Raw genomic sequence first — 17,576 nt, forward strand, 5'->3', positions numbered from 1 at the left:
TCGTCGTCAAAAATTGGTCAGGCTGCGGAACTGAGCGGCGCGCCGGCGCGAGACTTCGATCGCCATGCCATCGCGCAGTGTCAGATCGAGGCCGCCCGATTCATTGGCTGTCACCCGCTCGATGAAGCCGAGATTGACGATGTGGCGGCGGCTGGCGCGGAAGAACCGCTGCGGGTCGAGCCGTTCTTCCAGCTGGCTCAGTGAGCGCAGCATCAGGGGCCGATGCGTGTCGAAATAGGTGCGCGTGTAGTTGCCGTCGGACTCGAACAGGCGGATGTCGTCCAGGGCCACGAACCAGCAGCGCTCGCCGTCCTTGATGAACAGCTTGGGCGGTGTGGTGACCGGCGTGGCACCGGCGCCCGGCGCCGCGATGGCTGGCTGCCGCGCCGCACACCGTTGCAGCGCCGCCGCCATCCGCGCCGGCTGGATCGGCTTTTGCAGGTAGTCGAGCGCATTGACTTCGAAGGCCTGCAAGGCGTAGCGGTCGAAGGCCGTGGTAAAGATCACCTGCGGCGCGTGGTCGAGGGCGGCCAGCATGTCGAAGCCGCTGCCACCGGGCATTTGCACGTCGAGCAGTACCAGGTCCGGTTGCAAGGCAGCGATCTGCTGCACGCCTTCGGCGGCGTTGGCCGCTTCGCCGACGATCTCCACGTGCGGGTGCGCCGCCAGCAGGCGGCGCAATTCGGCGCGCGCGAGGCGTTCGTCGTCGATCAGCAGCACGCGCATTGATGGCGTCATGGTGTCTCCGGGATGGTCATGGTGGCGCGCACCCAGCCGCTGTCCTCGGTCAGGTCGAGCCGGGCGCCCGCGCCCAGGATCAACGCCAGCCGCTGGCGCGTGTTGGCCAACCCCACGCGGGTGGAATCGGCAAACGGTGCAATGGCGCCGTGGTTGGCGATTTCGATCTGCACCGCGTGGTCGTTACCGCGCCTGGCCTGGACGCGGATGTCGCTGCCGGTGGCGCTGGCCTCCACGCCATACTTGACGGCGTTCTCCACCAGCGTTTGCAAGGTCATGGGCGGGATGCGCACGGCTTCGAGCCCCAGGCCGATATCGATGGCGATGCGCAGCCGTTCCTCGAAGCGGATTTTCTCGATAGCCAGGTAGGCTTGTACGGCCTCGATTTCGGCGCCCAGCGGCACCGTGTCGTGGTGGCCCGATTGCAGCGCGTAGCGCATCACGCTGGCCAGCTGGTCGATCATTTGCGCGGCCGCGTCCTGGTCCTGGTAGACCAGGGCGCGCACGCTGTTCATGCTGTTGAAGAAAAAATGCGGATTGACTTGCGCCTGCAAGGCGCGCAGTTCGGCTTCTTTCGCGCTCAGTTGCAGTTGCAGCGCTTCCGCTTCGAGCCGGGCATTGCGGCGCAGGTTGGCGACGAGCATATAGAAGATGCTCCAGACCAGGTACACGCCCCACCAGAACAGCAGCGCCCCCGGCAGCCACCCCGCGCCATGCACCTCGCCGAACGGCTTGATGACGAAATAGCCGACTGTCTGTATCGCCGTGTGCACGGCGCTGAGCAAGGGCAAAGCGATGGCGATGGTTCTCCACGACACGCGCACGCGGTTGTCAATGCGGCGTTTGAGGAACCGGCGCCACAGGTGGGAAATCAGCAGGCCGCCCGTCACACCCCAGTAGCCAATCGCGATCGCGGCCAGCGTGCGCTCGGCGCTCGGTGTCATCGCCACCATCAGCAGCGGCAGGAAGTTCCAGCCGGCCAGCTGGAGGATCCAGTACCAGTTCAGGCGGGCGGGCAGGGGGCGATGGTCGGTCACGGGCATTTACAGTGCATTCATTTCAAAAACTGGTCGATGCGATCATACATCCAGTCCGGGTCGTCGAGCATGATGAAGTGGCGGGCGTTGTCCGCCAGCTCGATTTTCACGCCTGGCAGCTGGCGGTACTGGTCCTGGTAGCCCTGCAGGAACTGGTCACGGGTACCGAAGTTTTTATAGGCGATCCAGGTGCCCATCACCAGCGTGGGGGCCTTGATGCGGGCGACTTCCTGGCGCAGGTCTTGTGCCATCAGGTCCGCCATCGCGTTGGCGACCGTGGTACGGTCTGACTGCTGGCCCCACACCAGTGCGCGCTGTACATCGGCTTCGCCGGTGATCATGGTGCGCAGTGTTTGCAGCTGGCCGGCCTTGTAAGTGGCGGCATCCATGCCCAGCATCCGGGTGCGCATGCCGGCGGCCATTTCCTTCATCTGCGGACCGGTAATGCTCGGCATCTGGATGGCGGCCAGTGCCGGCAGGCTGTCCACGATGACCAGGCGGCCTACCTGGTCCGGATGGTCGGCAGCCAGTTTCAACCCCAGGAAGCCACCGAGGCTGTGACCGACGATGACCGGCTGCTGCAACTTGTTGGCGGCGATGTACTCGCTCAGTTGCTGTTCGGCGGTGGCCAGCAGCGGCGCATCGATGGCAGGCACGCCAGCAAAGCCGGCCAGGGTCAGCACGTGGCAGCGGCGCGCGCCGCAATAGCGTTTGACGGTGCCGTCCCATACCGCGCCCGCTGACGACAGGCCCGGGATCAGGATCATCGGTGTGCCGCTGGCATTGCCCGTGACGTCGACCTTGAAGGCGGTGGTGGGGGCGGCGATTGCGGATGAGGCGAGCAGCAGGCTGGCGGCGAGGGTGGCAACGATGCGGGGCAAGGACATGGTATTTCTCCGTGGTGAGTGAGTGGAACCATGTTAGCGGCGGGGTCGGCGCGCGGCGACCGCTGGCGGATGAGCGGTCGCTGGCAGATGATGAGCGGCTACGAGCACTGACATAGCCTCCATAGCTGCGTTGCAGTTCCTCGCCTACGTTCGTACTGTCTTCGTCGGCGCGCCTTGCTCTGGAGGCTAGGTCAGGCTCTAATGCCGTTAAGTTAAGCGAAAAGTCTTAAATTTGTTTGCTTAAAAACGTCGTCCCCGCGCAGGCGGGGACCCAATTTGGCGGGCATTTCGGCGAATTTCGCAGAACTTGGGTACCCGCCTGCGCGGGTACGACGGATATGCGGAGCTTAACTTAACGGCATTAAGGTCAGGCTCCGGGGCTCACAGCGTTTGCGGTTGGTGCGCCGATGTCGCTAATCGCGTTGCAGCTGCTCCTGGTTGTCAGCCTCGGCACGTAGCCGGCGCCATAGCGTGGTGCGGCTGATGCCCAGGTAGTCGGCAGCGGCGTCGCGCCGGCCGTCGAAGCGGGCCAGCACCTCTGTTGCGCTGGCCGTGTCGCGGTGCGCGCGGCCGATGCCGGGCGACGATGCAGTGGCGCCGGTAGCAGCGCCACCGGCGCCAACACCGGCGTGGCCGCCCAGCTCCGGCGCCACGCCCACGATGAACGCGGGTGTGAGCGCCTGCAGCGGCTCGGCCGCCAGGAATAGTGCCAGGCGTTCGGCCAGGTTGCGCAGCTCGCGCACGTTGCCGGGCCAGGCGTATGCTTGCAGCAGCGGCGCGCAGGCGGCCATCTCGGCGCGCAGGTTGGGATGCGGCCTGGCGCCCAGCGACGCCAGCGCATGTTTGAGCGACCACTCGGCCAGCGCTGTCACGTCGCCGGGCCGCGCGCGCAGCGGCGGCAGCGTCAGCCGCAGCACCGCCAGCCGGTAGAACAGGTCGGCGCGGAAGCGGCCATCGCGCACGCGCTGTTCCAGGTCGCAGTGGGTGGCGCTGATGATGCGCACCTCGACGCTTATCGGCCGGGTGCCGCCCACCCGCACTACCTGCCGTTCTTCCAGCACTCGTAATAAACGCGTTTGCAGCGTGAGCGGCATTTCGCCGATTTCATCGAGGAACAGGGTGCCGTGGTTGGCAGCCTCGAACAGGCCGGCGTGGCCGCCGCGCCGTGCGCCGGTAAATGCACCTTCTTCATGGCCGAACAGCTCCGATTCCAGCAGCGACTCGGCAATGGCGCCGCAGTTGACCGCCACGAAGGGCCGGTTCTGCCCCAGGCGGCGCGGGCCCTCGTTGTGGATGGCCTGGGCAGCCAGTTCCTTGCCGCTGCCGGTCTCGCCAAAGATCAATACCGTGGCCGGCGATTTCGCGTACAGCACCACCGTCTGGCGCACGGTTTCCATGGCAGCCGATTCGCCGCGCAGGTCGGTGATGCCATGGCGCGCGCGCAGGGTGTCGGCCGCCGCGCCGGTGCTGAAACCGGCGCCACGCGCGCGGCCCCGGCTCGCTTCGAGCTGGGTCAGGCGTGCCAATTCCAGCGCGTCGTCGAAGGCATGGCGCACCGACGCCGCCGAATACACGAACACGCCGGTCAATCCCGCTTCCTCGGCCAGGTCGGTAATGCGGCCAGCGCCGACGATGGCCTTGATGCCGGCCGCCTTCAGATCGTTGACCTGGTCGCGGGCATCTTCCTCGGTCACATAGGTGCGCTGCGCCACGTCGATGTCGAAGGTGGCGGTGAACTCGGCCAGTTCCTGCAGCCGCTCCTGGTAGGTGACGATGCCCACGTGCGGCGACACGCGCCGCGCCCGCGCCAGCGCCTGCAATACATCGAAACCACTGAAGCGGGCCACGACCACCGGTACCGACAGCCGGCTGCGCAGGTAGGCGGCGTTGGAGCCGGCAGCGATCACGGCGTCGCAGCGCTCGGTAGCCAGGCGCGCGCGAATATGGCGCACGGCGTCGTCGAAGCCGAGGTGGATCTGTTCGATGGTGGCGCGGTTGTCGTATTCGAGCGTGATGTGGCGGAACAGGTCGGACAGGCGCGAGACGGAAACGGTCCAGATCACCGGTTTATCGTCGGGGTCGAGCGGCAGGGAAGGTGAGGGGCGCATGTTGCAATTGTAGTGCATCCGTTTCGATGTTTCAGAGTGAAACGTTTATGAAACATTAAAATTCTCTAAGTGCTTGATTTTTAAAGATCGAAACGGTGGCACGGCGTTTGCAGTATGTTGAACAACTTCACCGCAACATTGAAAGGTCATCCATGAGTTATTCCGCAGGCGCCGCGTTCCGCCAGGCTGTGCAAGAAGAATCGCCGTTGCAGGTGGTCGGCGCCATCAACGCCAACCACGCCTTGCTGGCCAAGCGCGCCGGTTTCCGCGCCATCTATCTGTCGGGCGGCGGCGTGGCGGCCGGCTCCCTGGGCTTGCCCGACCTCGGCATCTCCAGCCTGGACGACGTGCTCACCGACATCCGCCGCATCACCGACGTGTGCGACCTGCCACTCCTGGTCGATGCCGACACCGGCTTTGGCGCTTCGGCCTTCAACGTCGCGCGCACCGTCAAGACCATGATCAAGGCCGGCGCCGCCGCCATGCACATCGAAGACCAGGTAGGCGCCAAGCGCTGCGGTCACCGGCCCGGCAAGGAAATCGTCTCGCAGCAGGAGATGGTGGACCGCGTGAGCGCCGCCGTCGATGCGCGCACCGACGACCAGTTCGTGATCATGGCCCGCACCGACGCGCTGGCCGTCGAAGGGCTGGACGCGGCGATTGCCCGCGCCGTCGCATGCGTGGAGGCGGGCGCCGACATGATCTTCCCCGAAGCGATGATCAGTCTCGAGATGTACAAGCAGTTCGCCGCCGCCGTCAAGGTGCCGGTGCTGGCCAATATCACCGAGTTCGGCTCCACCCCGCTGTTTACGGTGGACGAGCTGCGCGACGCCGACGTGGGCCTGGTGCTGTACCCGCTGTCGGCGTTCCGCGCCATGAACAAGGCGGCCGAAAACGTCTATGGCGCGATTCGCCGCGACGGCACCCAGCAGAACGTGCTCGATACCATGCAGACGCGCGCCGAGCTGTATGAACGGATCAATTACCACAGCTTCGAACAGAAGCTCGACGCCCTGTTTGCCGCGCAAAAAAAATAATCGTTTACGGATCTCAGGAGACCATCATGTCCGATACCACCACCACCTTCAAACCCAAAAAATCCGTCGCCCTGTCCGGCGTCGCTGCCGGTAACACGGCGCTGTGCTCGGTCGGCAAGACCGGCAACGACCTGCACTACCGCGGCTACGACATCCTTGACCTGGCCACCACCAGCGAGTTCGAGGAAATCGCCTACCTGCTGGTGCACGGCAAGCTGCCCAACGACGGCGAGCTGCGTGGCTACAAGGCCAAGCTGCGCTCGCTGCGCGGCCTGCCGCAGGCAGTCAAATCCGCGCTGGAAGCCTTGCCGGCAGCGGCCCACCCGATGGACGTGATGCGCACCGGCGCCTCGGTACTGGGCTGTGTGCTGCCGGAGAAGGACGACCATAACGTGCCGGGTGCGCGCGACATCGCCGACCGCCTGATGGCGTCGTTCGGCTCGATGCTGCTGTACTGGTACCATTACAGCCATAATGGCAAGCGCATCGAGGTGCAAACCGACGACGACTCGATCGGCGGCCACTTCCTGCACCTGCTGCACGGCTTCAAGCCGCCCGAGAGCTGGGTGCGCGCCATGCACACGTCGCTGATCCTGTACGCCGAACACGAATTTAATGCATCCACCTTTACCGGCCGCGTGATCGCCGGCACCGGTTCCGACATGCACTCGGCCATTACCGGCGCCATCGGCGCGCTGCGCGGTCCCAAGCACGGCGGCGCCAACGAGTTCGCGTTCGAGATACAGAAGCGCTACGAAAACGCCGACGAAGCGGAAGCGGACATCCGCAACCGCGTGGCCAACAAGGAAGTGGTGATCGGCTTCGGCCATCCCGTATACACGATTTCCGATCCGCGCAACGTGGTGATCAAGGAAGTGGCGCGCCAGCTGTCGCAGGACGGCGGCTCGATGAAAATGTTCGACATCGCCGAGCGGCTCGAAACCGTGATGTGGGACGTGAAAAAGATGTTCCCCAACCTGGACTGGTTCTCGGCCGTGTCGTACCACATGATGGGCGTGCCGACCGCGATGTTTACCCCGCTGTTCGTCATCTCGCGCACGTCGGGCTGGGCCGCGCACGTGATCGAGCAGCGCATCGACAACAAGATCATTCGCCCGTCCGCCAACTATGTCGGTCCCGAAGACCTGCAATTCGTGCCGATCGAGGACCGTGCATGATGAGCAAATCGATGAGCAAATCCATGAGCATCGCGATGAACACGCAGTTCCGCAAGCCGCTACCCGGCACCGCGCTCGATTACTTCGACGCGCGCGCCGCTGTCGAGGCGATTCAACCGGGCGCCTGGGACGGGCTGCCGTACACCTCGCGCGTGCTGGCCGAAAACCTGGCGCGCCGCTGCGACCCCGCCACGCTCGATGCCTCGCTGGCGCAACTGATCGAGCGCCGCCGCGACCTCGATTTTCCATGGTTCCCGGCCCGCGTGGTCTGCCACGACATCCTCGGCCAGACCGCGCTGGTGGACCTGGCCGGCCTGCGCGACGCCATCGCCCTGCAAGGCGGCGACCCGGCGCTGGTCAACCCGGTGGTGCCCACCCAGCTGGTGGTCGATCATTCGCTGGCGGTGGAATGCGGCGGCTTCGATCCCGATGCCTTTGCCAAGAACCGCGCCATCGAAGACCGCCGCAACGAAGACCGCTTCGACTTCATCGACTGGACCAAGAAGGCGTTCAAGAACGTCGATGTGATCCCGCCCGGTAACGGCATCCTGCACCAGATCAATCTCGAGCGCATGTCGCCGGTGATCCAGGCCCAGGACGGCGTGGCCTTTCCCGACACCCTGGTCGGCACCGACTCGCACACGCCGATGGTCGATGCGCTCGGCGTGATCGCCATCGGCGTCGGCGGCCTGGAAGCGGAAAGCGTGATGCTGGGCCGCGCCTCGTGGATGCGCCTGCCCGACATCATCGGCGTGGAACTGACCGGCAAGCCCGGCCCCGGCATCACCGCCACCGACACCGTGCTGGCGCTGACCGAATTTTTGCGCAAACAGAAAGTGGTGTCGTCGTACCTGGAGTTCTTCGGCGAAGGCGCCGCCCACCTGACGCTGGGCGACCGCGCCACGATTTCCAATATGGCGCCCGAATACGGCTCCACCGCCGCCATGTTCTACATCGACGAGCAGACGATCAAGTATTTGCGCCTGACCGGCCGCGATGAAGACACGGTCAAGCTGGTGGAAACCTATGCGAAAGAGACTGGCCTGTGGGCCGACGCGCTGGCCACTGCGCAGTACGAGCGCGTGTTGACGTTCGACTTGTCGTCGGTGGTGCGCAATATCGCCGGACCGTCGAACCCGCACAGCCGCGTGCCGACGTCCGAACTCGCCGCCCGTGGCATCAGCGGCGTGGTGGAAAACGAACCGGGCCTGATGCCCGATGGCGCCTGCATCATCGCGGCCATTACCAGTTGTACCAACACCAACAACCCGCGCAACATGATCGCCGCCGGCCTGCTGGCCCGTAACGCCAATGCGCGGGGCCTTACGCGCAAGCCGTGGGTCAAGTCGTCGCTGGCGCCCGGTTCCAAGACCGTCACGCTGTACCTGGAAGCGGCCGGGCTGATGGCCGAACTCGAACAACTGGGCTTTGGTGTGGTCGCTTACGCCTGCACGTCGTGCAATGGCATGTCGGGCGCGCTCGAGCCAAGCATCCAGCAGGAGGTGATAGAGCGCGACCTGTACGCCACCGCCGTCCTGTCGGGCAACCGCAATTTCGACGGCCGCATCCACCCGTATGCCAAGCAGGCCTTCCTGGCCTCGCCGCCGCTGGTGGTGGCGTATGCGATTGCCGGCACCATCCGCTTCGATATCGAAAAGGATGTGCTGGGCGTGGACGCTGGCGGCTGTCCGGTCAAACTGGCCGACATCTGGCCGTCCGACGCCGAGATCGATGCGGTCGTTGCGGCCAGCGTGAAACCCGAGCAGTTCCGCAAGGTGTACATCCCGATGTTCGCCCGCGAGGCTGATGATGGCGTGGCGGTCAGCCCGCTGTACGACTGGCGCCCGCACACCACCTACATCCGCCGCCCGCCCTACTGGGAAGGGGCACTGGCTGGCGCGCGGTCGCTTACCGGCATGCGGCCGCTGGCGCTGCTCGGCGATAACATCACCACCGACCACCTGTCGCCATCGAACGCCATCATGGCCGACAGCGCGGCCGGCGAGTACCTGGCAAAAATGGGCCTGCCGGAAGAGGACTTCAATTCCTACGCCACCCATCGCGGCGACCACCTGACCGCGCAGCGCGCCACGTTTGCCAATCCCACCCTGAAAAACGAGATGGTGCGCGACGCCGCCGGCAAGGTCATCGCCGGGTCGCTGGCGCGGGTGGAACCAGAGGGCACGGTCACGCGCATGTGGGAAGCCATCGAATCGTACATGGAGCGCAAGCAGCCGCTGATCGTGGTCGCTGGCGCCGACTATGGCCAGGGTTCGTCGCGCGACTGGGCCGCCAAGGGCGTGCGCCTGGCCGGCGTGGAAGCGATTGCCGCCGAGGGCTTCGAGCGCATCCACCGTACCAACCTGGTGGGCATGGGCGTGCTGCCGCTGGAATTTACGCCAGGCGTCAACCGCCTGACGCTGGCGCTGGATGGCACCGAGACCTACGACGTGGTGGGCGCGCGTACGCCGCGCGCCATGCTCACGCTGGTGATCCACCGCCGCAGCGGAGAGCGGGTGGAAACACCGGTGATCTGCCGGCTCGACACCCAGGAAGAAGTGTCGATCTACGAAGCGGGTGGCGTGCTGCAGCGCTTCGCCCAGGATTTCCTGCAACAGCATAAAACCGCATAGGCCGCATGATGAACCAACAGACCAGAATCCCCGCCACCTATATGCGTGGCGGTACCAGCAAGGGGGTATTCTTCCGCCTGCAGGATTTGCCGCCCGCTGCCCAAGTACCCGGTGCTGCGCGCGATGCGCTGCTGCTGCGCGTAATCGGCAGCCCCGACCCCTACGGCAAGCAGATCGACGGCATGGGCAACGGCACCTCGAGCACCAGCAAGGCGGTGATCGTGGCGCCGGCCACCAAAGCCGATCACGATGTCGATTACCTGTTCGGCCAGGTCGCCATCGACCGCCCGTTCGTTGACTGGAGCGGCAACTGTGGCAACCTGTCGGCAGCCGTCGGTGCGTTCGCGATCCAGGCCGGGCTGGTGGATGCCGCGCGCGTGCCGCACGACGGCGTGGCCGTGGTGCGCATCTGGCAGGCCAATATCGGCAAGACCATCATCGCCCATATCCCGATGACGGGCGGCCAGGTGCAGGAGCTGGGCGACTTCGAGCTCGATGGCGTGACCTTTCCGGCGGCCGAGGTGGTGCTCGAATTCATGGATCCGGCGGCAGACGAGGAGGGCGCCGGTGCTAACAGCACCAGCAGCGCCATGTTCCCCACCGGCCAATTGATCGACGACCTCGAAGTGCCAGGCATCGGCACGCTGCGCGCCACCATGATCAACGCCGGCATACCCACCATCTTCATCGAGGCGCAGGCGGTGGGCTGCACCGGCGCCGAACTGCAAGACGCGATCAATGGCGACGCGCGCGCGCTGGCCATGTTCGAAACCATCCGTGTGCACGGCGCCGTGCGCATGGGCCTCGTGGCCACCCTGGAGCAGGCCGCGCAACGCCAGCACACCCCCAAAGTGGCTTTCGTGGCGCCGCCGGCGCCCTACGTGGCGTCAAGCGGCAGGCAGGTGGCAGCGGGCGATATCGACTTGCTGGTGCGCGCGCTCTCGATGGGCAAACTGCACCACGCCATGATGGGTACCGCCGCAGTGGCCATCGGCGCCGCAGCCGCCATTCCCGGTACGCTGGCCAACCTGGCGGCCGGCGGCGGCGAGCGCCACGTGGTGCGCTTCGGCCACCCGTCGGGCACCTTGCGCGTGGGCGCCGAAGCCGTGCAGCAGGACGGCCAGTGGCGCGTGGTCAAAGCGGTGATGAGCCGCAGCGCGCGCATCCTGATGGAAGGTTGGGTCAGAGCTTAGTCTATCGGAGCGCGTGTAAGCCAGCGGTAAGTCTCGCAGCTTATTGTGGGCTCAAGCTCAGCTAAATGGGCAGGTTCCTCAATAAATGGAGACAGATGATGCAAGACGATTTGGTTCAAAAAATCAAAGCCGACCCCAATTACCATAAACTGGTCAAGGCGCGCTCCCGGTTCGGCTGGATCCTTACCGCGATGATGATGGTGGTCTATTACGGCTACATCCTCCTGATCGCGTTCGACAAAGAGCTGCTCGCTTCCAGGACCGGCGATGGCGTGATGACCTGGGGCATGCCGATCGGCCTGTTCGTGATCGTCTTCACCGTCATCATCACCGGCATCTACGTGCGTCGCGCCAACCGCGAATACGACGATCTGACCACCGCCATCGCCGCACGGGTGAAAGCATGAGCGCCTCGAACCGTCAACTGGCGATCGTCGCCTCCGCCCTGATCGGCGCAGCAGTCAGCGGCGTCGTGTACGCTGCCGGCGGCGACCTGGGCCAGGCCACCAAGCAGGCCACCAACTGGACCGCGATCGCCATGTTCGGCGTCTTCGTGCTGTTTACGCTGTGGGTCACCAAGTGGGCTGCCGCCAAGACCAAGTCGGCCGCCGACTTCTACACCGCCGGCGGCGGCATTACCGGCTTCCAGAACGGCCTGGCGATTGCCGGCGACTTCATGTCGGCCGCATCGTTCCTCGGTATTTCCGCCGCCGTGTTCCTCAACGGTTACGATGGCCTGATCTACGCCATCGGCTTCCTGGTCGGCTGGCCGGTGATTACCTTCCTGATGGCCGAGCGCCTGCGCAACCTGGGCCGCTTCACCTTTGCCGACGTTGCCGCTTACCGTTTCGCGCAAAAGCCGATCCGCATTTTCGCTGCCTCCGGCACCCTGGTCGTGGTGGCGTTCTACCTGATCGCGCAGATGGTCGGCGCCGGCCAGTTGATCAAACTGCTGTTCGGTCTCGAATACTGGATCGCGGTCGTGCTGGTTGGTACCTTGATGATGATTTACGTGCTGTTCGGCGGCATGACCGCCACCACCTGGGTGCAGATCATCAAGGCGGTGATGCTGCTGGGCGGCGCCAGCTTCATGGCGCTGGCGGTACTGGCGCAGTTCAGCTTCAGCCCTGAAAAACTGTTCGCCAAGGCCGTGGAAGTCCACGCCAACAAGGACGCCATCATGGGCCCGGGCACGTTCATCAAGGATCCGATTTCGGCGATCTCGTTCGGCATGGCGCTGATGTTCGGTACTGCCGGCCTGCCGCATATCCTGATGCGCTTCTTCACCGTCCCGAATGCGAAAGAAGCACGCAAGTCGGTACTGTGGGCCACCACCTGGATCGGCTACTTCTACGTGCTGACCTTCATCATCGGTTTCGGCGCCATCGTTTTGGTGGGCACCAATCCCGAATTCAAGGATGCGGCGGGCAAGCTCCTGGGCGGTAACAACATGGCGGCGGTGCACCTGGCCAAAGCGGTCGGCGGCGACGTCTTCCTCGGCTTCATTTCGGCCGTGGCCTTCGCCACCATCCTGGCGGTGGTTGCCGGCCTGACCCTGTCGGGCGCATCGGCGGTATCGCACGACATCTACGCCACCGTGATCAAGAAGGGCAAGGCCACCGGCGCCGACGAACTGCGCGTCTCGAAAATGACCACCATCGCCCTCGGTATTGTCGCCGTGGTGCTGGGCATCGTGTTCGAGAAGCAGAACATCGCGTTCATGGTGTCGCTCGCGTTCGCGATTGCTGCCTCGGCCAACTTCCCGGTCCTGTTCATGTCGGTGCTGTGGAAAGACTGCACCACCCGTGGCGCGACGGTCGGCGGTTTCCTCGGCCTGTTCACGGCGGTGGGACTGACCGTGGTGTCGAAATCGGTGTGGGTGGACGTGTTCGGCAAGGCCGAGCCACTGTTCCCTTACGCTTCGCCGGCACTGTTCTCGATGATCGTCGGCTTCGTCGGCATCTGGCTGTTCTCGATCACCGATAAAGGCCCGCGTGCCCGCATCGACCGCGACGGCTTCGAAGCCCAGACCGTGCGTTCGGAAACCGGTATCGGCGCAGAAGGCGCCAGCGGCCACTGATGTAGCGAGAAAGTAGCAAGCTTGTCACGACAATGCCCGGTTTTTACCGGGCATTGTCGTTTTATGCCCCCCAAAGCCCTGAAGATGGTTTAACATCTGTCAACTAACAATAATAAGTTGTCATGTTTATCGATTTCTCAGGGGCCTTATGCTGACCAATACGGATTTTGTCGCCGGCGCGCTGGCGCTGATCGGCGTCCCCGCTTGCGCTTATGGCGTGGACGGCACGGTCATGGCTGCCAACGCAGAACTGGTGACTTTGCTCGGGCGCGACCCGTGCGGCCTGGGCGTGGATAAATTGTTTACGCTCCATGTGCGCGAGGCCAGCGTGGCCCGCCTGGCCACCGCCACGCCCGGTGCACGCTGGGATACTTACCTGACGCCCGCCAGCGGCCACTATTTTGCGGTCCAGGCCTGGGTCAAGCCGCTGCCGGCCGGCGCCGATATCGAGGGCGCCACCATCGTCTTCAACGACATCAGCGACGTGCGACGCGACCAGCGCGCGCTGCACAACGCGCTGCTGGAAAACCAGGCCATCCTCGATAGCGCGGTGCTCGGCATCTCGGTGGTGGAGGAGGGCCGTAACCTGCACTGCAACACCAAGATGGAAGAGCTGTTCGGCTACCCGCCGGGCGGCATGAACAACCTCAGTGTGCAGGCCTTTTATGCCGACAAGGCGGCCTGGCAGGCGGCGCGTGCCGAGACCATGCGCGACTTCATGGCTGGTCGCATCAACGTGTCCGAGTACGAACTGGTACGCCGCGACGGCACCGCGTTCTGGGCGCGCCTGTCCGGCCGTCCGTTCGACCTGGCGCATCCGCGCGGCCGGTCGGTGTGGCTGGTGGATGACATCACCGCGCGCCGCGAGGCTGCCGAGGCGGTGAGCCGCGCGCGCGATGAACTGGAAGTGCGGGTGCTCGAGCGCACCGCCGAACTGGCCGGCGCCAACGCCCTGCTGCAGGGCGAGATCATCGAACGGCGCCAGGCCGAAGCCCGGGTGCACCACATGGCCTACCATGACAGCCTGACCGGCCTGCCGAACCGCGCGTTGCTGTCGGACCGGCTCGACCGCGCCATGCTCAACGCCCTGCGCTCGCAGCGCCAGCTGGCCATGATGTTCATCGACCTCGATCGCTTCAAGACCATCAACGATTCGCTCGGCCACATGACCGGCGACCAGCTGCTCAAGGAAGTAGCGAACCGCCTGTGCTGCGCAGTGCGCGCCAGCGATACCGTGGCGCGCCTGGGCGGCGACGAGTTCGTGGTGCTCTTGCCGGGTATTGCCGGCGCGGGGGAGGCGAGCGCGGTGGCCGAGCAGATCATTGCCGCGCTCGACGAGAGCTTTCCGCTCGAAGGCCGCCACCTGCACATCACGCCGTCGATCGGCATCTGCATTTATCCCGACGATGGCGCCGATGTCGCCACGCTGATGCGCAACGCGGACACTGCGATGTATCATGCCAAGGCCACCGGCAGGAACAATTATAAGTACTTCCAGCCGGTGATGAACGAGGCGGCAGCCCAGCATTTCGAGCTCGAATCGAACCTGCGCAACGCGCTCGCGCGCGACCAGTTCTCGCTGACCTACCAGCCCATCATGGACATCGGCACACGCCGTCTGCACGCGATGGAGGTACTGCTGCGCTGGCGCCGTAACGAGCAGGATCTGGTGCTGCCCGACTGCTTCATTCCCATCATCGAGGAAAATGGACTGATCGTGCCGATCGGCGAGTGGGTGATCCGCCAGGCCTGCGAGCAAAGCATGGCGTGGCTGCGCGCCGGTTTCATGCCTGTACCGCTGGCAGTCAACCTGTCGGCGCGCCAGTTCATGCATGGCGGCCTGGTGGCCTCGGTGCGGCGCATTCTCGACGAGACCGGCATCGATCCGGCGCTGCTGGAATTCGAGATCACCGAGACCGCGCTGATGCAGCATGGCGAACAGACCCAGGAAATTCTCGAGCAGATCAACGCCATGGGTATCCGCCTGTCGATTGACGATTTCGGCACCGGCTATTCCAGCCTGGCCTACCTGAAGCGCTTTCCGGTCAAGAAGATCAAGATCGACCGGGCGTTCATCAAGGATCTGGCCAACAGCGCCGAGGACCGCGCCATCGTAGCGGCCATCATCGCCTTGTCGGGCAGCCTGCAGCTGTCGGTGGTGGCGGAAGGGGTGGAGAACGAAGGCCAGTATGCGCTCTTGCAGCGCAACGGCTGCCAGTTCGCCCAGGGTTTCCTGTTTTCCGAACCGGCGTCGCACGAAGAGGCGCGGCTGCTGCTGCCGCGCCGCGATGCGGTGCTGGCTGGCGTATAACCTAGCGGTTTATTCGATCGTGGCAATCACTGGTGTGTGATCGGACGGCTGCTCCCACTTGCGCGGGGTGCGGTCGATGACGCAGGCGGTGCAGCGCTGCGCCAGCGCCGGCGACAGCAGGATGTGGTCGATGCGCAGGCCCTTGTTCAGGCGGAAGCCCAGTCCACGGTAGTCCCACCAGCTGTAAGATTTTTCCGGCTGTTCGAACAGGCGGAAGGCATCGGCCAGGCCGATATCGAGCAGCCGCCGCAAGGCAGCGCGCTCCGGTTCCGATACGTGCACCTCGCCTTCCCATGCAGCGGGATCGTGCACGTCGCGGTCTTCCGGCGCGATATTGTAGTCGCCCAGCACCGCCAGCTGCGGGTGTTGCGCCGCCTCCTGGCTGATCCATGCATGGAAGGCGTCGAGCCAGCCCATCTTGTACTGGTATTTTTCGGAACCCACGCTTTGGCCATTGGGCACGTACGCGCAGACAATGCGCATGCCGCCGATGGTTGCCGCCAGGATGCGTTGTTGCGGATCGTCCAATAGCGGATTGTTCCTGACTACATCGGTGATAGGCAGCTTTGACAAAATAGCCACACCGTTATAAGTTTTTTGCCCGGCGTACGCCACGTGGTAGCCGGCAGCCTCGATCTGGGCGAACGGGAACTTGTCGTCAGTTAATTTTGTTTCCTGTATGCAGAGCACATCCGTGGGATTTGCCTCTAGCCATGTCATAACGTGCGGCAGTCTTACGTTCAGTGAGTTAACATTCCATGTAGCTAATTTTATCACTAGTTAATGTCCTTGAAGAATTGATGCAGCAGGGGCGCGGAGCCAAAGACGCATCTTACCGCAATCGGATTTAACAGATGAGGCGGCCAGGTTGATACCAATAGTGGCGATTTTTCAGAGAAATCGTGGAATAACACTTCGCAATATTGTCTCCAGCGCCTAAAATGTTGCAGAAATTGTGAAATGCTGTGGAAATTGCCAAATCTGTCTCCTAGTTATCAAAATTGAATTCGTGCGCGAGACAGAATAGCAAATAAGAAATATACTGTTACAAAATTAAGTCAAAACTAGTGTTGCCAATGAGCAACCTCAGTACAGCAATAATCTACTATAGTGGTTATTGGGGTGATGCAATAAATGGTACTATACGGAAATATCTTGTAGTTTTAACAGTGAATTGCGCGTAGCGCATTTACAAAGGAATAAAAATGCGAGCTGCATTTGAGGCATGGGCACAACGCGACGGACATATCGTTCGTCGTCGAGAAGACAAACCGGAAGAGTATCTGGTTTTCGAAACGCAACGTCGCTGGGTGATCTGGCAAGCTGCGTTGGAACATGGTAAAACGCCTGGCGGCCGCAAGACCGCTGCGCAAAAAGAAGCCGCCGCGGCCGAAAAGCGTGCCGCCGAGGCGCTGCAACGCGTCCCGGCAGTGAGCCAGGACGAAGCTGCCGTGCGCAACCAGGTGCTCAACGAGGTGCTCGACGCATTCTCGTCGCTGGGCGGCCAGGGTGGCATGGACGACATCCTGAAGGTTGTCAACGGCCTCAAGAAAAAGCAGCAGGAGCAAGCTGAAGAGCGAGCACCTGCCGCCACCAAGGCTGCCGCCACGCAAAGCGCCTGAGTGTGCCGAACGTGACGAGTGTGACTGGCATGACACCGGTGCGTTACCGGCACTATAAAGGTGGCCTGTACGAACTGGTGTGCGAGGCCACTCTGGAAGCCGATCTGAGCACCATGATCGTTTACCGCGCAGCGGATGGATCGATCTGGTGCCGGCCAGCCGCCGTGTTTTTCGAGGTGATCGAGGTTGATGGCGTCAAAGTGCAACGCTTTACGCCTCTTGATTAAGAGAATCAACCTTCATTAGCCTTGCTACACTGTCCCGGTATCCATTACCGAGACAGACCATGGTTTTCCGTCCTACCGCACGCATCGTCGCTGCCGCACTGGCCATGTCAGGCAGTGCCGGTTGCGCATCGCTGAGCGAATCCACCGAACAAACCGTGCTGGTGCAAACCGTGCTCGACCATCGCCAGATCGGCGGCGTGGGTTGCGTGCTGTACAACGACGCCGGCAAATGGTTCGTCACTACGCCCGGCCGGGTGACCTTGCGCAAGAGCTCGGCACCATTGCGGATCGACTGCAAGAAGGAGGGGGCGGGCTGGGCGTACGAGCGTGTCGATCCCAAGCCCAATGGCAACCTGTGGGGCAACCTGATCCTGACTGCCGGCGTCGGTTACTTCATCGACCAGAACACCGGCGCCGGCTACGATTTCCCATCAACTCTGACGGTCATCATGCGGCCGACCGAGGAGCGCGACGAATTGCCGCCGCCTGCTGCCGGCGTGACGTTGTACTGAACTCTTGCTGCCT

15 protein-coding genes are annotated in these 17,576 nt (G+C 63.7%); 10 read left to right on the plus strand and 5 right to left on the minus strand.

Features of this window, described 5'->3' with window-relative positions:
* Nucleotides 1-6: 6 nt before the first annotated feature.
* The 4 genes from J2X54_RS23125 to prpR all read right to left on the minus strand — a co-directional run bounded on the left by J2X54_RS23125 (nt 7) and on the right by prpR (nt 4,770).
* On the minus strand, nt 7-738 hold the full coding sequence (locus J2X54_RS23125; RefSeq protein ID WP_310184181.1) for a response regulator: 732 nt from the start codon (nt 736-738) through the stop codon (nt 7-9).
* A complete protein-coding gene (locus tag J2X54_RS23130; RefSeq protein ID WP_310184182.1) occupies nt 735-1,775 on the minus strand; it encodes a histidine kinase in 1,041 nt (346 codons plus the stop codon). Before J2X54_RS23130 ends, J2X54_RS23125 begins: the two co-directional genes overlap by 4 nt.
* A gap of 17 nt (nt 1,776-1,792) precedes the next feature.
* On the minus strand, nt 1,793-2,662 hold the full coding sequence (locus tag J2X54_RS23135) for an alpha/beta hydrolase (RefSeq protein ID WP_310184184.1): 870 nt from the start codon (nt 2,660-2,662) through the stop codon (nt 1,793-1,795).
* A gap of 413 nt (nt 2,663-3,075) precedes the next feature.
* Complete coding sequence (gene prpR / locus J2X54_RS23140; RefSeq protein ID WP_310184185.1) at nt 3,076-4,770, minus strand: propionate catabolism operon regulatory protein PrpR; 1,695 nt, start codon at nt 4,768-4,770, stop codon at nt 3,076-3,078.
* Between the two features lie 152 nt (nt 4,771-4,922).
* Here prpR and prpB point away from each other — a divergent pair, with 152 nt between their 5' ends.
* The 7 genes from prpB to J2X54_RS23175 all read left to right on the plus strand — a co-directional run bounded on the left by prpB (nt 4,923) and on the right by J2X54_RS23175 (nt 15,202).
* A complete protein-coding gene (gene prpB, locus J2X54_RS23145) occupies nt 4,923-5,807 on the plus strand; it encodes a methylisocitrate lyase (RefSeq protein ID WP_310184186.1) in 885 nt (294 codons plus the stop codon).
* A gap of 26 nt (nt 5,808-5,833) precedes the next feature.
* Entirely contained in the window at nt 5,834-6,985 is a 1,152-nt protein-coding gene (gene prpC, locus J2X54_RS23150; protein WP_070245758.1) for a 2-methylcitrate synthase, read from the plus strand.
* Nucleotides 6,986-7,020: 35 nt separating this feature from the next.
* Nucleotides 7,021-9,618, plus strand: coding sequence for a Fe/S-dependent 2-methylisocitrate dehydratase AcnD (gene acnD, locus J2X54_RS23155; RefSeq protein WP_310184212.1), 2,598 nt, complete (start codon nt 7,021-7,023; stop codon nt 9,616-9,618).
* Between the two features lie 5 nt (nt 9,619-9,623).
* On the plus strand, nt 9,624-10,811 hold the full coding sequence (prpF, locus tag J2X54_RS23160; RefSeq protein WP_310184187.1) for a 2-methylaconitate cis-trans isomerase PrpF: 1,188 nt from the start codon (nt 9,624-9,626) through the stop codon (nt 10,809-10,811).
* A 98-nt stretch (nt 10,812-10,909) separates the two neighbouring features.
* On the plus strand, nt 10,910-11,218 hold the full coding sequence (locus J2X54_RS23165) for a DUF485 domain-containing protein (RefSeq protein WP_070245781.1): 309 nt from the start codon (nt 10,910-10,912) through the stop codon (nt 11,216-11,218).
* Nucleotides 11,215-12,891 (plus strand): cation acetate symporter, encoded by a 1,677-nt coding sequence (locus J2X54_RS23170; RefSeq protein WP_070245759.1) that lies wholly within the window; start codon nt 11,215-11,217, stop codon nt 12,889-12,891. The genes J2X54_RS23165 and J2X54_RS23170 overlap by 4 nt, the downstream gene beginning before the upstream one ends.
* A gap of 148 nt (nt 12,892-13,039) precedes the next feature.
* Complete coding sequence (locus J2X54_RS23175) at nt 13,040-15,202, plus strand: EAL domain-containing protein (RefSeq protein ID WP_310184188.1); 2,163 nt, start codon at nt 13,040-13,042, stop codon at nt 15,200-15,202.
* 9 nt (nt 15,203-15,211) lie between these two features.
* Here J2X54_RS23175 and xth read toward each other — a convergent pair whose 3' ends face one another.
* Nucleotides 15,212-15,976: an exodeoxyribonuclease III gene (gene xth, locus J2X54_RS23180; protein WP_310184213.1), complete on the minus strand. Its 765-nt coding sequence runs from the start codon at nt 15,974-15,976 to the stop codon at nt 15,212-15,214.
* 554 nt (nt 15,977-16,530) lie between these two features.
* Between xth and J2X54_RS23185 the strand changes: the two genes are divergently transcribed.
* From J2X54_RS23185 to J2X54_RS23195, 3 genes are read left to right on the plus strand one after another with little or no spacing between them, the layout of a single operon-like run.
* The gene (locus J2X54_RS23185; protein ID WP_229255185.1) at nt 16,531-16,824 is read left to right on the plus strand and encodes a hypothetical protein; all 294 of its coding nucleotides are present in this window, start codon (nt 16,531-16,533) and stop codon (nt 16,822-16,824) included.
* A gap of 38 nt (nt 16,825-16,862) precedes the next feature.
* Nucleotides 16,863-17,051, plus strand: a complete 189-nt coding sequence (locus J2X54_RS23190) for a DUF1653 domain-containing protein (RefSeq protein WP_070245783.1) — start codon at nt 16,863-16,865, stop codon at nt 17,049-17,051.
* Between the two features lie 59 nt (nt 17,052-17,110).
* Entirely contained in the window at nt 17,111-17,563 is a 453-nt protein-coding gene (locus J2X54_RS23195) for a hypothetical protein (RefSeq protein ID WP_229255186.1), read from the plus strand.
* Nucleotides 17,564-17,576: the final 13 nt, after the last annotated feature.

The organism is Duganella sp. 3397 (assembly GCF_031456625.1).
GTDB classification, from domain to species: Bacteria; Pseudomonadota; Gammaproteobacteria; order Burkholderiales; family Burkholderiaceae_D; genus Rugamonas; species Rugamonas phyllosphaerae.

Bases quoted from the DNA above. Each gene is read 5' to 3' on its own strand.
- J2X54_RS23125 (WP_310184181.1), bottom strand. From the start codon at position 738: ATGACGCCATCAATGCGCGTGCTGCTGATCGACGACGAACGCCTCGCG.
- J2X54_RS23135 (WP_310184184.1), bottom strand. From the start codon at position 2,662: ATGTCCTTGCCCCGCATCGTTGCCACCCTCGCCGCCAGCCTGCTGCTC.
- prpR (WP_310184185.1), bottom strand. From the start codon at position 4,770: ATGCGCCCCTCACCTTCCCTGCCGCTCGACCCCGACGATAAACCGGTG.
- prpB (WP_310184186.1), top strand. From the start codon at position 4,923: ATGAGTTATTCCGCAGGCGCCGCGTTCCGCCAGGCTGTGCAAGAAGAA.
- prpC (WP_070245758.1), top strand. From the start codon at position 5,834: ATGTCCGATACCACCACCACCTTCAAACCCAAAAAATCCGTCGCCCTG.
- acnD (WP_310184212.1), top strand. From the start codon at position 7,021: ATGAACACGCAGTTCCGCAAGCCGCTACCCGGCACCGCGCTCGATTAC.
- prpF (WP_310184187.1), top strand. From the start codon at position 9,624: ATGATGAACCAACAGACCAGAATCCCCGCCACCTATATGCGTGGCGGT.
- J2X54_RS23165 (WP_070245781.1), top strand. From the start codon at position 10,910: ATGCAAGACGATTTGGTTCAAAAAATCAAAGCCGACCCCAATTACCAT.
- J2X54_RS23170 (WP_070245759.1), top strand. From the start codon at position 11,215: ATGAGCGCCTCGAACCGTCAACTGGCGATCGTCGCCTCCGCCCTGATC.
- J2X54_RS23175 (WP_310184188.1), top strand. From the start codon at position 13,040: ATGCTGACCAATACGGATTTTGTCGCCGGCGCGCTGGCGCTGATCGGC.
- J2X54_RS23195 (WP_229255186.1), top strand. From the start codon at position 17,111: ATGGTTTTCCGTCCTACCGCACGCATCGTCGCTGCCGCACTGGCCATG.